This is a genomic window from Kitasatospora sp. NPDC127060 (assembly GCF_042724935.1).
Taxonomy (GTDB): domain Bacteria; phylum Actinomycetota; class Actinomycetes; order Streptomycetales; family Streptomycetaceae; genus Kitasatospora.
Window position 1 is genome coordinate 79,764 of the sequence record NZ_JBHXEG010000002.1, and the last position, 14,524, is coordinate 94,287.

Annotated in this window: 14 protein-coding genes; 12 read left to right on the forward strand and 2 right to left on the reverse strand. The window is 75.0% G+C overall.

Annotation, left to right across the window (positions count from 1 at the left end):
• Positions 1–24: 24 nt before the first annotated feature.
• On the reverse strand, positions 25–1,125 hold the full coding sequence (locus tag ACFWIS_RS02310) for an alpha-hydroxy acid oxidase (protein ID WP_380452290.1): 1,101 nt from the start codon (positions 1,123–1,125) through the stop codon (positions 25–27).
• Between the two features lie 185 nt (positions 1,126–1,310).
• On the opposite strand from ACFWIS_RS02310, the gene ACFWIS_RS02315 reads away from it, so the two are divergent.
• From ACFWIS_RS02315 to ACFWIS_RS02370, 12 genes are all read left to right on the forward strand, one after another.
• Positions 1,311–2,747 (forward strand): class I adenylate-forming enzyme family protein, encoded by a 1,437-nt coding sequence (locus ACFWIS_RS02315; RefSeq protein ID WP_380452288.1) that lies wholly within the window; start codon positions 1,311–1,313, stop codon positions 2,745–2,747.
• A 63-nt stretch (positions 2,748–2,810) separates the two neighbouring features.
• Positions 2,811–3,086 carry an acyl carrier protein gene (locus tag ACFWIS_RS02320; RefSeq protein WP_360243150.1) on the forward strand — a complete coding sequence of 92 codons (276 nt, stop codon included), beginning with the start codon at positions 2,811–2,813 and terminating at the stop codon, positions 3,084–3,086.
• Entirely contained in the window at positions 3,083–3,364 is a 282-nt protein-coding gene (locus ACFWIS_RS02325) for an acyl carrier protein (RefSeq protein WP_380452286.1), read from the forward strand. The genes ACFWIS_RS02320 and ACFWIS_RS02325 overlap by 4 nt, the downstream gene beginning before the upstream one ends.
• On the forward strand, positions 3,361–4,548 hold the full coding sequence (locus ACFWIS_RS02330; RefSeq protein ID WP_380452284.1) for a beta-ketoacyl synthase N-terminal-like domain-containing protein: 1,188 nt from the start codon (positions 3,361–3,363) through the stop codon (positions 4,546–4,548). The genes ACFWIS_RS02325 and ACFWIS_RS02330 overlap by 4 nt, the downstream gene beginning before the upstream one ends.
• A 16-nt stretch (positions 4,549–4,564) precedes the next feature.
• On the forward strand, positions 4,565–5,158 hold the full coding sequence (locus ACFWIS_RS02335) for a beta-ketoacyl synthase N-terminal-like domain-containing protein (RefSeq protein WP_380452281.1): 594 nt from the start codon (positions 4,565–4,567) through the stop codon (positions 5,156–5,158).
• Positions 5,159–5,360: 202 nt separating this feature from the next.
• On the forward strand, positions 5,361–6,992 hold the full coding sequence (locus ACFWIS_RS02340) for a class I adenylate-forming enzyme family protein (RefSeq protein ID WP_380452279.1): 1,632 nt from the start codon (positions 5,361–5,363) through the stop codon (positions 6,990–6,992).
• A complete protein-coding gene (locus tag ACFWIS_RS02345; RefSeq protein WP_380452276.1) occupies positions 6,989–8,323 on the forward strand; it encodes a beta-ketoacyl-[acyl-carrier-protein] synthase family protein in 1,335 nt (444 codons plus the stop codon). The genes ACFWIS_RS02340 and ACFWIS_RS02345 overlap by 4 nt, the downstream gene beginning before the upstream one ends.
• 64 nt (positions 8,324–8,387) lie before the next feature.
• Positions 8,388–9,389, forward strand: coding sequence for a 4-hydroxyphenylpyruvate dioxygenase (gene hppD / locus ACFWIS_RS02350; RefSeq protein ID WP_380452273.1), 1,002 nt, complete (start codon positions 8,388–8,390; stop codon positions 9,387–9,389).
• 25 nt (positions 9,390–9,414) lie between these two features.
• Positions 9,415–10,329, forward strand: a complete 915-nt coding sequence (locus ACFWIS_RS02355) for a phytanoyl-CoA dioxygenase family protein (protein WP_380452271.1) — start codon at positions 9,415–9,417, stop codon at positions 10,327–10,329.
• Positions 10,326–11,342, forward strand: coding sequence for a thiamine pyrophosphate-dependent dehydrogenase E1 component subunit alpha (locus tag ACFWIS_RS02360; RefSeq protein ID WP_380452269.1), 1,017 nt, complete (start codon positions 10,326–10,328; stop codon positions 11,340–11,342). The genes ACFWIS_RS02355 and ACFWIS_RS02360 overlap by 4 nt, the downstream gene beginning before the upstream one ends.
• The gene (locus tag ACFWIS_RS02365) at positions 11,339–12,307 is read left to right on the forward strand and encodes an alpha-ketoacid dehydrogenase subunit beta (RefSeq protein WP_380452267.1); all 969 of its coding nucleotides are present in this window, start codon (positions 11,339–11,341) and stop codon (positions 12,305–12,307) included. Before ACFWIS_RS02360 ends, ACFWIS_RS02365 begins: the two co-directional genes overlap by 4 nt.
• Positions 12,308–12,338: 31 nt before the next feature.
• Positions 12,339–13,124: a DUF3050 domain-containing protein gene (locus ACFWIS_RS02370; protein WP_380452266.1), complete on the forward strand. Its 786-nt coding sequence runs from the start codon at positions 12,339–12,341 to the stop codon at positions 13,122–13,124.
• 23 nt (positions 13,125–13,147) lie between these two features.
• Here the strand turns inward: ACFWIS_RS02370 and ACFWIS_RS02375 are convergent, their stop codons facing one another.
• Complete coding sequence (locus ACFWIS_RS02375) at positions 13,148–14,497, reverse strand: acyltransferase (protein ID WP_380452264.1); 1,350 nt, start codon at positions 14,495–14,497, stop codon at positions 13,148–13,150.
• Between the last annotated feature and the right edge of the window lie 27 nt (positions 14,498–14,524).

Genomic DNA, 14,524 nt, shown 5'->3' on the forward strand with positions numbered 1-14,524 from the left:
AACGTGGCGCGGGTGCGGAGGGGTTCAGCCGGTCGGTCGGGGCCAGCGGGCGAGGGCGTCGCGGCCCAGGTCGGCGAGCCGGGGTCGGCCCAACAGGGCCATGGTGTGGTCGAGTTCCTCGTGCAGCAGCCGGAGCACCCGGTGCACCCCGGCCTCGCCGTCGGCGGCCAGACCCCAGAGGGCGGGCCGGCCGATCAGCACGGCCCGGGCGCCGAGGGCGAGGGCGATCGCGATGTCCGTGCCGGTCCGGACCCCGCCGTCGAACAGCACCGGGAGGTCGCCGGGCACCGCGTCGACCACCTCGGGCAGGGCGGACAGCGCCGGTAGTGCGCCGTCGAGTTGGCGGCCGCCGTGGTTGGACACCAGGAGGGCGTCCACGCCGTGGTCGACGGCCAGCCGGGCGTCCTCGGCGGTGAGGACGCCCTTGAGGACCAGCGGCAGCCGGGTGCGGGCGCGCAGCCAGGCCAGGTCGGCCCAGGTCAGGGTGGGGTCGAACTGCTCGCGGGCGTGTTCGGCGATGCCCGAACTGCCGTCGGCCGCTCGGTGGCTGGCGGACATCAGGCGGTCGTCCAGGTTGACCGCGCGGACGGTCGGCGGGATGGCGAAGCCGTTGCGCCGGTCGCGCAGCCGGCGGCCGATCCTGGGCGCGTCCACGGTCAGCACCAGGGCCCGGAAGCCGGCCGCCTCGGCACGTTCGACCAGGTCGGCCAGGGCGGCACGGTGGCGCAGCCAGTAGAGCTGGAGCCAGAGCGGGCCGGTGGCGGCCGCGGCGATCTCCTCCAGGGTGCGGCTGGCGAACATGGCGGCGACCAACAGGGCGCCGGCCCGGCCGGCGGCGCGCGCGGTGGCGGTCTCGCCCTCCGGGTCGACGAGCCGGTGGTAGGCCATCGGGGCGATGCCGAGCGGGAGTCGCAGCGGTGCGCCGAGCAGGGTCAGCGCGGGGTCGCAGGCGGAGACGTCGACCAGGGTGCGCGGGCGCAGTGCATGGTGCCCGAACACCTCCCGGTTCGCCGTCAGGGTGCGTTCCGCGTCGGCGCCGCCTTCGATGAAATCCCATATTTCCGACGGGAGTCGGTCGCGTGCCGCGTTCTCGATCCCGGTCAGCGTGAGTGCTCCCACGGGCATCCTCGTTTCCCGGACGGCCTCGCGCGGGCCGGTCCCGGTTCGGCAGCGTAGGAGCAACGACCACATTGGTATAGACCTTGATTTGACCAAACGTCTGTGCCATGGTCTGGCAACGGAATTGACCGTATTGGTTGAGAACGACGCCCATTGCGTCCATGTCAAATCCCCTCACCCGCTGTGGAGCCGTGTTGACCGGCTTTTCCTCCTTTTCACTTCCGCTTTCCGCACCGCCGCACGCCGACGCCCCGCCGGACTGGGTCGAGCGGTCGCTGCTGGCCGGCCCGGGCCGCGAGGAGTGCCTGCACCTCGGCGCTCCGCTCGACCGGGACGCCCTGCGCGCCCTGGTCGACGAGCAGTCCGAACGGCTGGCCGCCGCCGGGCTCGGCCCGGGCGGCACCGCCGCGCTGCGGCTGCCGCCCTCGGTGGCGTTCGTCGCCGTGCTGCTGGCCTGCTGGCGGCTCGGCGCCCAAGTCACGCTGCTCGACCACCGGTTGACCGACCACGAGGTGGACGCGGCGCTGGCCCGGCTCACCCCGCAGGTGCTGGTAGGCTCCGCTCACCGGCCCGCCGCGGCGCTGCGCGGCTTCTCCGAGGTCGAGCCGGTGGCCGTCCCGCTGGCGGACGGGCTCCCGGCCCGCACCGGGCACGCACTGGTCCAGCTCAGCTCCGGGTCCACCGGACCGGCCAAGGTCATCGCCCGCACCGCCTCCGACCTGCTGCGCGAACTCGACTGCTACCGCAGGCTGGTGGAGTTCCCCGGTGGGGGCGAGCGGGTGGTGCTGCTGTCCTCGGTGGTACATGTGCTCGGACTGGTCGGCGGGCTTCTCAACGGCCTGCACGCCCGGGCCGCGCTCACCGTGCCGGAACGGATGACGGCCACCGGGATCCTCGCCGCGGTCGCCGCGGACCAGCGGCCGACCACCGTCATCGGAGTGCCCTTCCACGCCGAACTCCTGGCGGGGACGGTCGCTCCCCCTCCACTGCCGCAGCTGCGGCGGATGATCGTGGCGGGCGAACTCGTCCGCCCGGGACTGCCCGCACTGTTCACCCAGCGGTACGGCGTCCCGCTCGGCACCATGTACGGGATGACCGAGACCGGGGTCATCGCCACCGACCTCGACGGTACGCTGCACCCGGCCAAGCGTCCCGTCCACGGCATGGAGATGCGGCTGGTCGCGGGCGAGTTGCAGCTCGGCGCGGCGGCCTCGCCGTACCCGGGACTGGACGATCCCGCGCGCTGGGCGGACGGCTGGCTGCACACCCGGGACGCCGCCGCGCTGGACGGGGCGACCGGCCTGGTCACCGTGCTCGGCCGGCTCGACTCGCAGGTCTCGATCGGCGGGCTGAAGGTCGACCTCACCGAGGTCGAGCAGACCCTCAGCGCACTGCCCGAGGTCCGCGAGGCCGTCGTGGTCTTCGACGGCGAGGCGGTCGAGGCCTACCTGGCCCTCGAAGCCGGCGCCGACCCGGCCCTCGTCCAGGACGGGCTCGCCCGCCGGCTCGCCGCCTACAAGCGGCCGCGCCGACTGGCCGTGCTGCCCGCCCTCCCCCGCACCGCCACCGGAAAGCTGCTGCGCGACCCGGCCGCCCTGCGCGACACCGCCGCGGCCGCCGTGCGCTGACCGCCCGCACCACCCGCCGGACGACCCCGCCCGCCGGACAACCCCGACAAGGAGCCCACCACCATGCAGGACCGCATCCGCGCGTTCGTTCTGGCCGCCCTCACCGAGATGCAGTACGACGTCTCCGAGGTCACCGGGGACACCGACCTCGGCCCGGCCGGACTGGACCTCGAATCGCTCGCGCTGGCCGAGCTCTCGGTGCAGGTCGAGGACGAGTTCGGGATCAAGTTCGACCTGGACGAGATGGAGACCACCGCGATGATGACGCTGGACGAGTTCACCGCCGACGTCGTCAAGCGGATCGACGCCCTCCCCGCCGCCACCGGCAGCGCGGCATGACCGGCTCCGCCCTCCCCCCGGCTCCGCACCCCGGCGCCCTCCCCGACCGGGCCGAGGTCCTGACCATGCTGGCGGCGTTCGGGCAGCGCGCCGCCGACACCGTGCCCGAGGACCTCGGATCACTCGAACTCACTTGGCTGATAGCCGAGTTCGAGCAGCGCTACCGCATCCGACTGGACCTCGACGACGAGCACTTCGGCGCGGTGCGGACCGTCGACGACGCCACCGAGCTGCTGCGCTCGGCGGTGCTGGCCGAACGCGCCGGGGCCCGACCGTGACCGGCCCCGGACCGACCGCCGCTGCTACCGCTGCCGCCGCCGCCGGCACCACTGACGGCGCCCGGCGTGCCGTACCGGCGGTCGTCACCGGCGTCGGCGTGCTCAGCGCCGCCGGACGCGGACTCGCCGCGCTGACCGAGGCCGCCGCCCACGGCAAGACCGCGTTCGGCGAGGTGACCCGCTTCGACGTCAGCGGACGCCGCACCACCCGGGCCGCCCTGCTGCCCGAGGACGTCCCGCTGGCCAGTACCTTCCCGCTCGCCCGGGCCGTGCTCGACGCCGTCGGCCAGGCCTGCCGCCAGGCCGGACTGACCGCCGCCGAGGGCACCGCGATGCCCGTCCTGCTCGCCCTGCACAGCGACGAGCGCACCCGCGCCACCGCCGACGCGGTGGCCGCCGGGGTGCGCGCCCACTGGGGCGCACCGGGCGTCACCCGGGTGTACACCGGCGCCTGTGTGGCGGCCGCGACGGCCGTCGCCGACGCCGCCGCGCTGGTCGCCGCCGGACGGCACCAGCGCGTCCTGGTCGCGGCCGGCCACCTGGTCGAACCCGGGGTGTTCGCCGTCTTCGACGCCGGACGCGCCCTGGCCCGGGACGGCGAACTGCGCCCGTTCAGCGCCGGACGCACCGGCACCCTGCTCGGCGACGCGACCGCGGCCGTCCTGGTCGAGGCCGCCCCGGCCGCCGAACGGCGCGGCGCCCCCGCACTCGCCCGACTGGCCGGCTGGGGCCGGACCGGGGACGCCCACCACGTCTGCCGCCCGGAACCGGAGGGCACCGGCGTGGCCCGGGCGATCGAGGCCGCGCTGAACCGGGCCGGCGCCGCCCCCGCCGAGGTCGGCTACGTCAACGCCAACGGCACCGGCTCCGACCTCGCCGACCAGGCCGAAGCCACCGCCCTGCACCGGGTGTTCGGCCCGCACACCGCCGAACTCCCGGTCAGCTCCAGCAAGTCCGTGCACGGCCACGCCCTGGAGGCCTCCGCGCTGCTCGAACTCGCCGTCACCATAGGCGCGTTGGACACCGGACTGGTCCCGGTCAACGCCGGCTGGCTCGGCCCCGACCCGGCCGTCCGCCTGGACCTCGTCCTGGACGGCCCGCACACCGCCCGGCCCCGCTACGCGCTCAGCCTCAACTCCGCCTTCGGCGGCGCCAACGCCGCCCTGCTACTGGCCGCCGCCTGACCCCGCCACCCACACCATGACCTCCCCTGCCACCACCCCGCTCCGCGTCCTCGCCGAGGCCCGCCGCCCCGGCCCGGACCTCCACGGACCCCCGCCGCCGCTGCCCGGCTTCGCCGCCACCGGCCTGGGACCCCTGATCGCCGACACCGCCGACCAGTGCCTGCGCGCCCACCACGGCCCGCCGCCCGCCCCCGGGCGGACCGCCCTGCTGCTCGTCAGCGCGAGCGGCGACCGCGCCACCGCGCGGGCCATCGACCGCAGCGCCGAGCCCGGGCGTCGCCCGGCCCCCCTGCTGTTCTTCCAGTCCAACCCCAACGCCGTCCTCGGGCACATCGCCGCCCGCTGGGGCCTGACCGGCCCCGTGGTGGCGATCAGCGCGGCCGAGGCCGAACCCGGCACCGTCCCCGATGACGCGTACGAGCTGGCCGGGCTGCTGCTCGCCGACGGCGACGCCGACCGGGTGCTGGCCATCGCCGCCGAGCAGAGCGCCGACGGCGACCACGCGGTGGCCGTCCTGCTCACCCACCCGGCCGATGAACCCGCCCCGCCGATGAACCCAGGCGGCTCGACCCGGGCCGCTGAACCCGCGCGGCCCGATCCGGGCCACTGAACCCGGGCGGCTGAACCCGGGCGGCACCGCCGCCCGTAGCCAACAGCGAGGCCCGCCGTCTGACGCAGCCGCACCCGGCACACCAGCGACCGCCCGGCCCTCCGTCACTCCCACCACCCGCCGCCGTCCGCGCGCCGGGAGCACCCTGCCACCCCGATCAGCCGCCCGGGCCGCCCCGGCCCCGAGGGAGGGATCCACCCCCGTGACCATCCGCAGTCTCCGCACCCAGCTCGCGGACGACCCCGACGTGGGCGCCGGCAACGTGCTGACCGCCCGGATCGCCCTCGGCCAGGACCTGGACGAGCCGCTGCTCACCTTCGACACCCCGGTGGACCACCACCCCGCCTGGCAGCCGCTCACCCTGCGCGAGCTGGACCGCGCCGTCCGGGCCCGCGCCGCCGCCCTGCACGGCCTCGGCATCACCCCGCGCGACCCGGTCGTGGTCTACGCGAGCGACGCCGCCGACCACGTGCTCGCCTTCCTCGCCCTGGCCCGGCTCGGCGCCGTCCCCGCACTGCTCAACCCCAACCTGGACGCCGAGCGCGCCGCCCGCTACATCGCCGGGATCCGCGCGGCCGGGGTACTCGCCGACCCGGCCCACCTGGCCGCCCTGGCCGGCCACGACCCGGGCGCACCGCTGCTGCCCGAGATCGCCACCCTGGGCGCCGGCGACCCGGCCGCCGCCCCGGAGCCGTACCGGCACTGGTCCGACGACCCGGTGGCGATCACCCACTCCTCCGGTACCACCGGCCTGCCGAAGGCCGTCGTCCACTCCCACGCCAGCCTGTACGCGGCGATCCGCCACCGGCTGCGGCTGCCCCGCCCGCAGGGCCAGGACCGGATGCTCAGCGCCCTGCCCGCCCCGCACGCCGCGACCCTGATCGCGCTCAACCTCGCGCTCAGCTCGCACACCGAACTCGCCTGCCTCTCCAGCCAGTCCGGCGCCGGGGTGCTGGACGCGATCGAGCGCTGGCGCCCCACCGGGGTGGTCGGCTTCGCCGCCACCTGGGCCGACCTCGCCCACCACGACCTCGCCGCACGGGACTTGAACTCCGTCGCACTCTGGTGGAACACCGGCGACTGCGCCCACGAGGTGCACATCCGCCGGCTGATCGCCACCGGCAGCCGGGCGGGCGTCACCCGCGAGGGCCGCACCCGACTGCCCGGCTCGCTGTTCGTGGACGGCCTGGGCTCCACCGAGATGGGCCACTCCCACTTCTTCATCACCCACGGCCCCGGCACCGAGCGCTACGGGCGCTGCGTCGGCCGCCCGCACGCCTTCGTCGACTGCGTCGTGGTCGGCCCGGACGGCGAGCCGCTCGGCCCCGGCGAGGTCGGCGAACTCGCCACCTCCTCACCGACCCTGGCGCTCGGCTACTGGAACGACTCGGCCACCACCTTCCGCACCCGGCTGCGCGGGCGCTTCCTCACCGGGGACCTGATGTACCGGGACGAGGAGGGCTACTACTACCACGTCGACCGGGCCGTGGACTCGCTCGAACTCGGCGACGGCAAGCGGCTGTTCACCGCGATGTCGGAGGAGCGGGTGCTGGCCGCCCGCCCGGACGTGCTGGACTGCACGGTGGTCGCGGTCCGGGACGGCGAGCAGGTGGTCACCGACGTGCTGCTGCTCCTCACCGAGGACGCCGACCGGGGCGACGGCCCGGACGCCGACCGCGCCAAGGCGGTGGTCGCCGCCCTCGACGAGGCCACCGCAGCGACCGTCTGCAAGGTCCTCGCGGTCACCGGGGACGACCTCCCGCTCGGCCCGACCGGCAAGGTCCGCAAGGTGCTGCTGCGTCGGCGCCACCTGGCGGCGGTGAACGCCCGGTGAGCGAGCGGAGCGAGCTCAGCACCAAGAGGCGCGCCCGGGCGAACGCCCCTGCCGAGCGCAACGAGGCAGGCCCGTTCGCCCACGAAGCAGCTGTCATCACCGGCATCGGCCTGGTCTCGCCGCTCGGCCGCAAGCCCGCCGAGGTGTTCGACGCCCTGGCCGCCGGCCGCTCCGGCCTGCGCGCCGTCCCCGAGGGCCACCCCGCGCACGGCTGGCTGCCCGCCGCCGGGATCGCCCCCGCGGTGGACGGCCGCGAGGTGCTGCCGCCCACCGAGACCCGCTGCGTGGACCGGTTCGTGCTGCTCGCCCTGGCCGCCGCCGACGACGCGCTCGCCGACGCCGCCCTGGAGGTCGGCCGGGACGCGGACCCGTACCGCACCGCCGTGGTGCTGGCCACCGGGGGCGGCGGCCTGGAGACCTTCGAGCAGCAGTCCCACCGACGGCTGGACCGCGGCCGCCCCGGCGTCAGCCCGTACCTGCTGCCGGGCATGCTGTCCAACATGGCCGCCGCCCGGATCGCCATCAAGCACGGGATCCGCGGCTACAGTTCGGCCGTCGTGACGGCCTGCGCGGCCGGAGCCCAGGCGATCGCCGAGGGGCTGCGACTGATCCGCGCGGGCGACGCCGACGTGGTGGTGTGCGGCGGCACCGAGTCATCGCTGCACCCGACCATCGCCGCCGCCTTCACCAACGCCCGTGCCCTGGCCCAGGGTTGGGATGACCCGGAACAGTCCAGCCGGCCCTTCGACGCCCGCCGCAACGGGTTCGTACTCGGCGAGGGCAGCGCCGTCCTCGTCCTGGAGAGCGCCACCCACGCCGCCGCGCGCGGGGCCACCGGGTACGCCGACGTGCTCGGCTGGGGCGCCTCCACCGACGCCCACCACCCGACCATGCCCCGCCCGGACGGCTCCGGCGCCGCCGACGCGATGCGCGGCGCCCTCGCCAACGCGGGGCTCACCCCGGGCGACATCGACTACGTGAACGCCCACGGCACCGGCACCAGGCTCGGTGACGTGGCGGAGACCGCCGCCCTGCACGCCGTCTTCGGCGGGCACCGGCCGGCGGTCAGCTCCACCAAGGGCGCCACCGGCCATCTCCTGGGCGCCGCAGGCGCGTTGGAGGCGGCGGTGACGGCCCTGGCGGTGGCGAGGGGGACGCTGCCGCCGACGCTCAACCTCACCGACCCCGACCCGGCCTGCGACCTGGACCACGTCCGGGGCGCCGCCCGGTCCGGCCCGGTGCGCGCCGCGCTGAGCAACGCCTTCGCCTTCGGCGGCCACAACCTGAGCCTGATCCTCGGCCCGGCCTCCGTCCGGCCGACCGGCCGGTGACCGGCCACTGCGCCAACCGCACCACCACGCGCTCGACCCGACATCCCTCCGGGGGGAGAACCCGTTGTCCATCCAGACCATCGCCCGCGTCGAGTTCCACTGCGCGGACGCCGACAAGACCGCCGCCGCCCTGCACGCCGACTACGACTTCACCACCGGCCCCCCGAACACCTCGGCAGACGGCACCCGCACCATCGACCTGCGCCAGGGCTCGATCCGGCTGCGGCTGACCTCCGCCGCCGACCCCGGCCACCCGGTGTCCGCCTACGTCGCCCGGCACGGGGACGGCGTGGCCGCCCTCGCCCTCGGCTGCGACGACCCGCGAGCCGCCCTGGAGCGGGCCGAACGGCACGGCGCCCGAGTGCTGGACCGGGAGGCCTGCCTGATCGCCGGCTTCGGCGACACCGCCCTGCGCTTCACCTCGATGCACGACACCGATGCCGCGGAACCCGCGGAACCCGCCGAACCGGGCCTGCTGGAGGCCCTCGACCACGTCGCGATCTGCCTGCCCGGCGGTGAACTCGCCGACGCCGTACGGTTCTGCGAGGCCGCGCTCGGCTTCCACGCGATCTTCGAGGAGTACATCGAGGTCGGCGAACAGGCGATGGACTCCACCGTGGTGCAGAACGCCTCCGGCCTGGTCACCTTCACCCTGATCGAGCCCGACACCGCCCGCCGCCCCGGCCAGATCGACGAGTTCCTGGCCGCCCACGGCGGCGCCGGGGTGCAGCACCTGGCCTTCAGCACCCGGGACATCGCCACCGCCGTCCGAACGATCCGCTCCCGCGGGGTGGAGTTCCTCACCACCCCGGGCGCCTACTTCGACGCCCTCACCGAGCGGCTCGGCGGCACGGCCATCCCGGTGGAGACCCTGCGCGACCTGCACGTCCTGGTCGACCAGGACCACGGCGGCCAGCTGTTCCAGATCTTCGCCCGCTCGACCCACCCCCGGCGCACCTCCTTCCTGGAGCTGATCGAGCGCCAGGGCGCGGGCACGTTCGGCACCGCGAACATCAAGGCGCTGTACGAGGCGGTCGAGCGCCAGACCTCCGTCACCGCCGGCTGACCGCCCCAGAAGGGAAGCACCACCGATGACCACCGCCACCGAGTTCCGCCTCACCGCCGCCGAACAGGCCCTGCTGCCCACCCCCGAGGATGTGGCGCACTACCGCGAGCACGGCTGGTACCTCTCCCGCCGGCTGTTCGGCGACGAGGAGCTGGACGCCCTCCAGGCCGCCACCGAGCTGTACTACGCGGGCCACCGGGACCGCCGACTGCCCGTCCGCCCGCCCCGGTTGGCCGCCTGGGAGCCCTCGCACGGGCCGGTCCAGCGGCACAACGACTACGTCCACCACGAGAGCGACGCGATCGGCGCGATCCTGCGCAAGCCGCTGGTCGGGGCGGTGGCCGCGCTGCTGGCCGGGGCGGAGGAGATCCGGATCTTCCAGTCCACCCTGATCTACAAGCCGCCGGTGCCCGGGGAGCCCAGCAACCGGGTGCCGTGGCACTTCGACAAGCACTACTGGCAGACCTCGTCCTCCGAGGAGATGCTCACCGCCTTCATCCCGTTCCACGACTGCCGCGAGGAGAACGGCACCATCACCATGGTCGACGGCAGCCACCGCTGGCGGGAGCTGCCCTCCGGCGAGGACTCCACCCGGCACTTCGCCGACCGCGACAACTCCGAGCTGGACGCCATCCTGGACGCCAACGCCGCGTTCAACGGGCAGCGGGTGCGCAAGGTCCCGATGCTGATCCCGCGCGGCCACATGTCCTTCCACCACTGCCGCACCTACCACGGCAGCGGCCCCAACCTGGCGGCCTTCCCCCGCCGGGCCGTGTCGCTGCACCTCCAGGACGGCGCCAACGAGTACCGCCGGCACGAACGCCCGGACGGCGGCCCGGTGGTGTACAACCACGACGTGCTGGTGCGCCGCACCGCCGACGACCGGCCGGACTACGCCGACCCGGACTACTGCCCGACGGTCTGGCGGGGGACGCTGTGACCACACCGTCCCGCGACGGCACCGCGCCCCTGGCCACCCCGGCCGAGCGCTACCGGATGCTGCGGCTGATCCGCGGCTTCGAGGAGCTGGCGCTCGGCCTGGTGAAGTCCGGCGCGATCCCCGGCGGCATCCACCCGTACATCGGGCAGGAGGCCGTCGCGGTCGGCGTCTGCTCGGCGCTCGGCCCGGCCGACCGGCTCACCAGCACCCACCGCGGCCACGGCCACGTCCTCGCCCGGGGCGCCGCCCCGCACCGACTGCTCGCCGAACTCATGGGCCGTGTCGACGGGTTGAACGGCGGCCGGGGCGGCTCGATGCACGCCGCCGACCTCTCGCTGGGCATCCTCGGCGCCAACGGCATCGTCGGCGCCGGGGCCCCGATCGCGGTCGGCGCCGCCTGGGCCGCCTGGGCCGCGCAGCATGCCGGGACCGCGGACGACTCGGTGGCGGTGGCCTTCTTCGGCGACGGCGCGCTCAACCAGGGCGTGCTGCTGGAATCGTTCAACCTGGCGGCGATGTGGCGGCTGCCGGTGGTCTTCGTCTGCGAGAACAACGGCTACGCCACCACCCTGCCCGCCGCCACCGCCGTCGCGGGCAGTGCCACCGGCCGGGCCGCGGCCTTCGGCATCCCCGCCGAGCAGGTGGACGGCATGGACACCGAGGCCGTGCGCGCCGCCGCCCTGCGCGCCGTCGAACGGGCCCGCTCGGGCGGCGGCCCGGGCTTCCTGGAATGCCGCACCTACCGCTACGAGGGCCACCACACCATGGAGCGCCGGATGAAGCTGCGCTACCGCACCCCCGAGGAGGTCGCGGCCTGGCGCGAGCGGGACCCACTGCCCCGGGCCGCCGCCCCGCTCGCCGTCGCGACGGTCGCCGAGCTGGACCGCTCGGTGGCCGAACAGCTGGCCGCCGCCGAGGAGTTCGCGCTCGCCTCGGCCCACCCGGACCCGACCGGCGCCCTGGACCACCTGTACGCCGACGGCCTGCGGCCCCGGGCGGGGGTGTCGGCGTGACCAGGCTCTCGTACACCAAGGCGCTCAACCGGGCGCTGGCCGACGAACTCGCCGAGGACCCGGCGGTCTGCGTGTTCGGCGAGGACATCGGCGCGGGCATGGCCGGCCCGACCCTGGGCCTGCTGGACCGCTTCGGACCCGGGCGGATCGTGGACACCCCGCTGTCCGAACAGGCCTTCACCGCGATGGCGATGGGCGCCGCGCTGGCCGGGCGGCGGCCGGTGCTGGAGTTCCAGATCCCCTCTCTGCTGTTCCTGGTCTTCGAGCAACTCGTCAACCAGGCCCACAAGTTCTCGCTGATGACCGGCGGCCAGGCGGCCGTCCCGCTGACCTGTCTGGTGCCCGGCTCGGGCTCCCGGGACGGCTGGGCCGGGCAGCACTCCGACCACCCGTACAGCCTGTTCGCCCATGCCGGGGTGAAGACCGTGGTACCCGCCACCCCGACCGACGCCTACGGACTGTTGCGCTCCGCGATCCGCGATCCGGACCCGGTGGTGGTGTTCGCCCCGGCCGCGGCCCTGCCGGTGCGCGAGACCGTCACCTGGGAGCTGGCGCCCGTCCCGCTCGGGCGGGCCCGGATCCACCGCCCGGGCACCGATGTCACCGTGGTCGCCCTCGGGCACCTGGTGCACGACGCCCTGGCCGTCGCCGAGGAGCTGGCCCCGGAGCTCTCGGTGGAGGTCCTCGACCCCCGCACCGTCCACCCCTTCGACTGGCCGGCCCTCGCCGAATCGCTGGAGCGCACCGGCCGGCTGGTCGTCGTGGACGACTCCAACCGCAGCTGCGGCTTCGGCGCCGAGGTACTGGCCACCGCCGCCGAGGAGATGCGCCTGCTCGCCCCGCCGCGCCGGATCACCCGCCCGGACGGCGCGGTGCTCCCCTTCGCCCCCGCCCTGGACCGGGCCGTCCAGCCGAGCCGCGAGCAGCTGCGGCACGCGCTGCGGTCCGTCATGAAGGCCAACTGACCTCCGGAACACCCCCGAGACAGGAGCACCGATGACCACCAACCGCTACCACTGGGACCGCTCCCACCCCGGCCTGACCAGCCTCCAGCAGGCCATCGACCCGCTGCGCCGCGAGGTCGTCGAGCACTCGGTGTACCGCTCGCTCACCAGCATCGAGCGGGTCCGCACCTTCCTGGACAGCCACGTCTTCGCCGTCTGGGACTTCATGTCGCTGCTCAAGAGCCTGCAGCGCGACCTCACCTGCGTGGACGTGCCGTGGCTCCCGAGCGGCCCGACCGCCAGCCGCCGGCTGATCAACGAGATCGTCCTGGTGGAGGAGAGCGACGAGCTGGGCGAGGGCTTCACCAGCCACTTCGAGCTGTACGTCGAGGGCATGCGGCAGGCCGGCGCCGACCCCCGCCCGGTGACGGACTTCCTGGCCCTGCTGGGCTCCGGCCGGTCCGTGCCGGAGGCCCTCAAGGCGGCCGGAGTGCCAGGGCCCGCTGTCGAGTTCACCTCCGTCACCTGGTCGATCGTGGAGAACGCGCCGGTGCACTGCCGGGCCGCCGCCTTCGCCTTCGGCCGCGAGGACCTCATCCCGGACATGTTCACCCAGGTGGTCGGCATCGACGACCCCGAGGGTGTGCTCACCGTGTTCAAGGACTACCTGGCCCGCCACATCGAGGTGGACGGTGAGCAGCACACCCCGATGGCGATGCAAATGCTGATCGACCTGTGCGGCGACGACCAGGCCGTCTGGGACTCCTGCGCCGAGACCGTACGGGCGGCGCTGGAGGCCCGGCTGCGGCTGTGGACCGCGATCGAGCGGTCCTTCTGAGCGGACCCGCGCGGGCCGTGCTGTCACAGCACCTTCGGCAGCACCGCCGCCGAGGCGGGCGGCTGGTCGGCCGCCGACCGGAACCGGTGCAGCACCGCCCGGCCGTCCGCCCCGCGCAGCCGGGCGGCGAGCCGGGCGGGCAGCACCACGGTGCTCAGCCAGCCCTCGCCGCGGTACCCCTCGATCGTCCAACTGACCCAGGGCAGCGGGTAGTTGGCGGCCGGACTGAAGAACACCGGCGGACCGCCCCCGAAGCTCAGCCGATAGGCGCCGAAGCGGCTCCAGTTGGAGAAGCTGAACCGGCGCTCCTTCGGGTCGAATCCCAGCGGCACGCACTCGCCCAGCCGGGAACGGCCCAGCCCGGCCAGGAAGTCCAGGTTGGCACGGAGGTTGAGGTGGGCGGCCGGGAACTCCTCGACCGCTGACCGCAGTTGGCCCGCCAGAACCGCCGGTCCGTCCTTCGGCCGGTGCGGCACGTGCACCTCGCTCAGCAGGTTGCCCACCAGGGCGGGCGAGAGCCCCAGCCAGCGGCGGGCGTTGACCGGGACGGTGAGCATCCGCTCGGCCTGGTCGCCGTCCACCTCCCGCAGAGTGGCGAGGACATGGGCGCAGAGCACGTCCCCGGCGGACAGCCGGCGCCCGGCGGCCGCGCCGAACTCCTCGCGCATCCGGGCGACTTCGGCATCCGTGAAGGCGATCTGGACGGTTCGGTTGGCGCGCGGGCCGGCCGCCACCTCGCGGGCCAGCTGCTCCGCCTCAGCCGCCGACGGCACCCGGAATCCGGGGCGTCCGCAGTCCTCGGCCGGCAGCACCGCGTCCAGCAACGCGTCCTGGTCGGCGACGAGTTCGGCCTCCGGCAGCGGTTCGCCCTCGACCGCCGCCGACCAGATCCGCAGCAGCAGCATGAAGCTGTGGAGATCCCCGATCGCGTGGTGCCAGGAGCAGCCGAGCACCGTGCCGCCGTCGGCCGTGCGGGTGATCCGTACGGCGAGCAGCGGGGCGTCGCCGGTGCGTGCGGCCACCGCGTCCACCGGGTCGACCAGTCCGGAGCCGGCTGCCGGCACCCGGCCCATCGCCTCGGCGAGAGTGCCGTCCACGGTGCAGGCCTCCAGCGGTACGCCGGAGTCGTCGCAGACCGCCCGCAGGGCGCCGCCGTCGGTGCGCAGCCGTCCGGCGAACACCGGCACCCGGTCCAGGGCGAGGGCGAGCCCGGCGGCGAGCCGGTCCTCGTCCAGCGGCCGGTCGAAGCAGAGCACCACCGAGACGGCGAGGTCCGCGAGCATGGTGTCCATCAGGCCCAGTCGCAGTACCCTGCCGTCGGCCCGGCCGGCTCGGACGGTCCGGGAGCTGCGCGGCTGCGGCCAGATCGTCATGGTTCCCATCCGGTGGTTCGGCCTGCG

Coding starts and splice junctions, on each gene's coding strand:
- ACFWIS_RS02310 (WP_380452290.1), bottom strand. CDS start 1,125: ATGCCCGTGGGAGCACTCACGCTGACCGGGATCGAGAACGCGGCACGC.
- ACFWIS_RS02320 (WP_360243150.1), top strand. CDS start 2,811: ATGCAGGACCGCATCCGCGCGTTCGTTCTGGCCGCCCTCACCGAGATG.
- ACFWIS_RS02325 (WP_380452286.1), top strand. CDS start 3,083: ATGACCGGCTCCGCCCTCCCCCCGGCTCCGCACCCCGGCGCCCTCCCC.
- ACFWIS_RS02335 (WP_380452281.1), top strand. CDS start 4,565: ATGACCTCCCCTGCCACCACCCCGCTCCGCGTCCTCGCCGAGGCCCGC.
- ACFWIS_RS02355 (WP_380452271.1), top strand. CDS start 9,415: ATGACCACCGCCACCGAGTTCCGCCTCACCGCCGCCGAACAGGCCCTG.
- ACFWIS_RS02370 (WP_380452266.1), top strand. CDS start 12,339: ATGACCACCAACCGCTACCACTGGGACCGCTCCCACCCCGGCCTGACC.
- ACFWIS_RS02375 (WP_380452264.1), bottom strand. CDS start 14,497: ATGACGATCTGGCCGCAGCCGCGCAGCTCCCGGACCGTCCGAGCCGGC.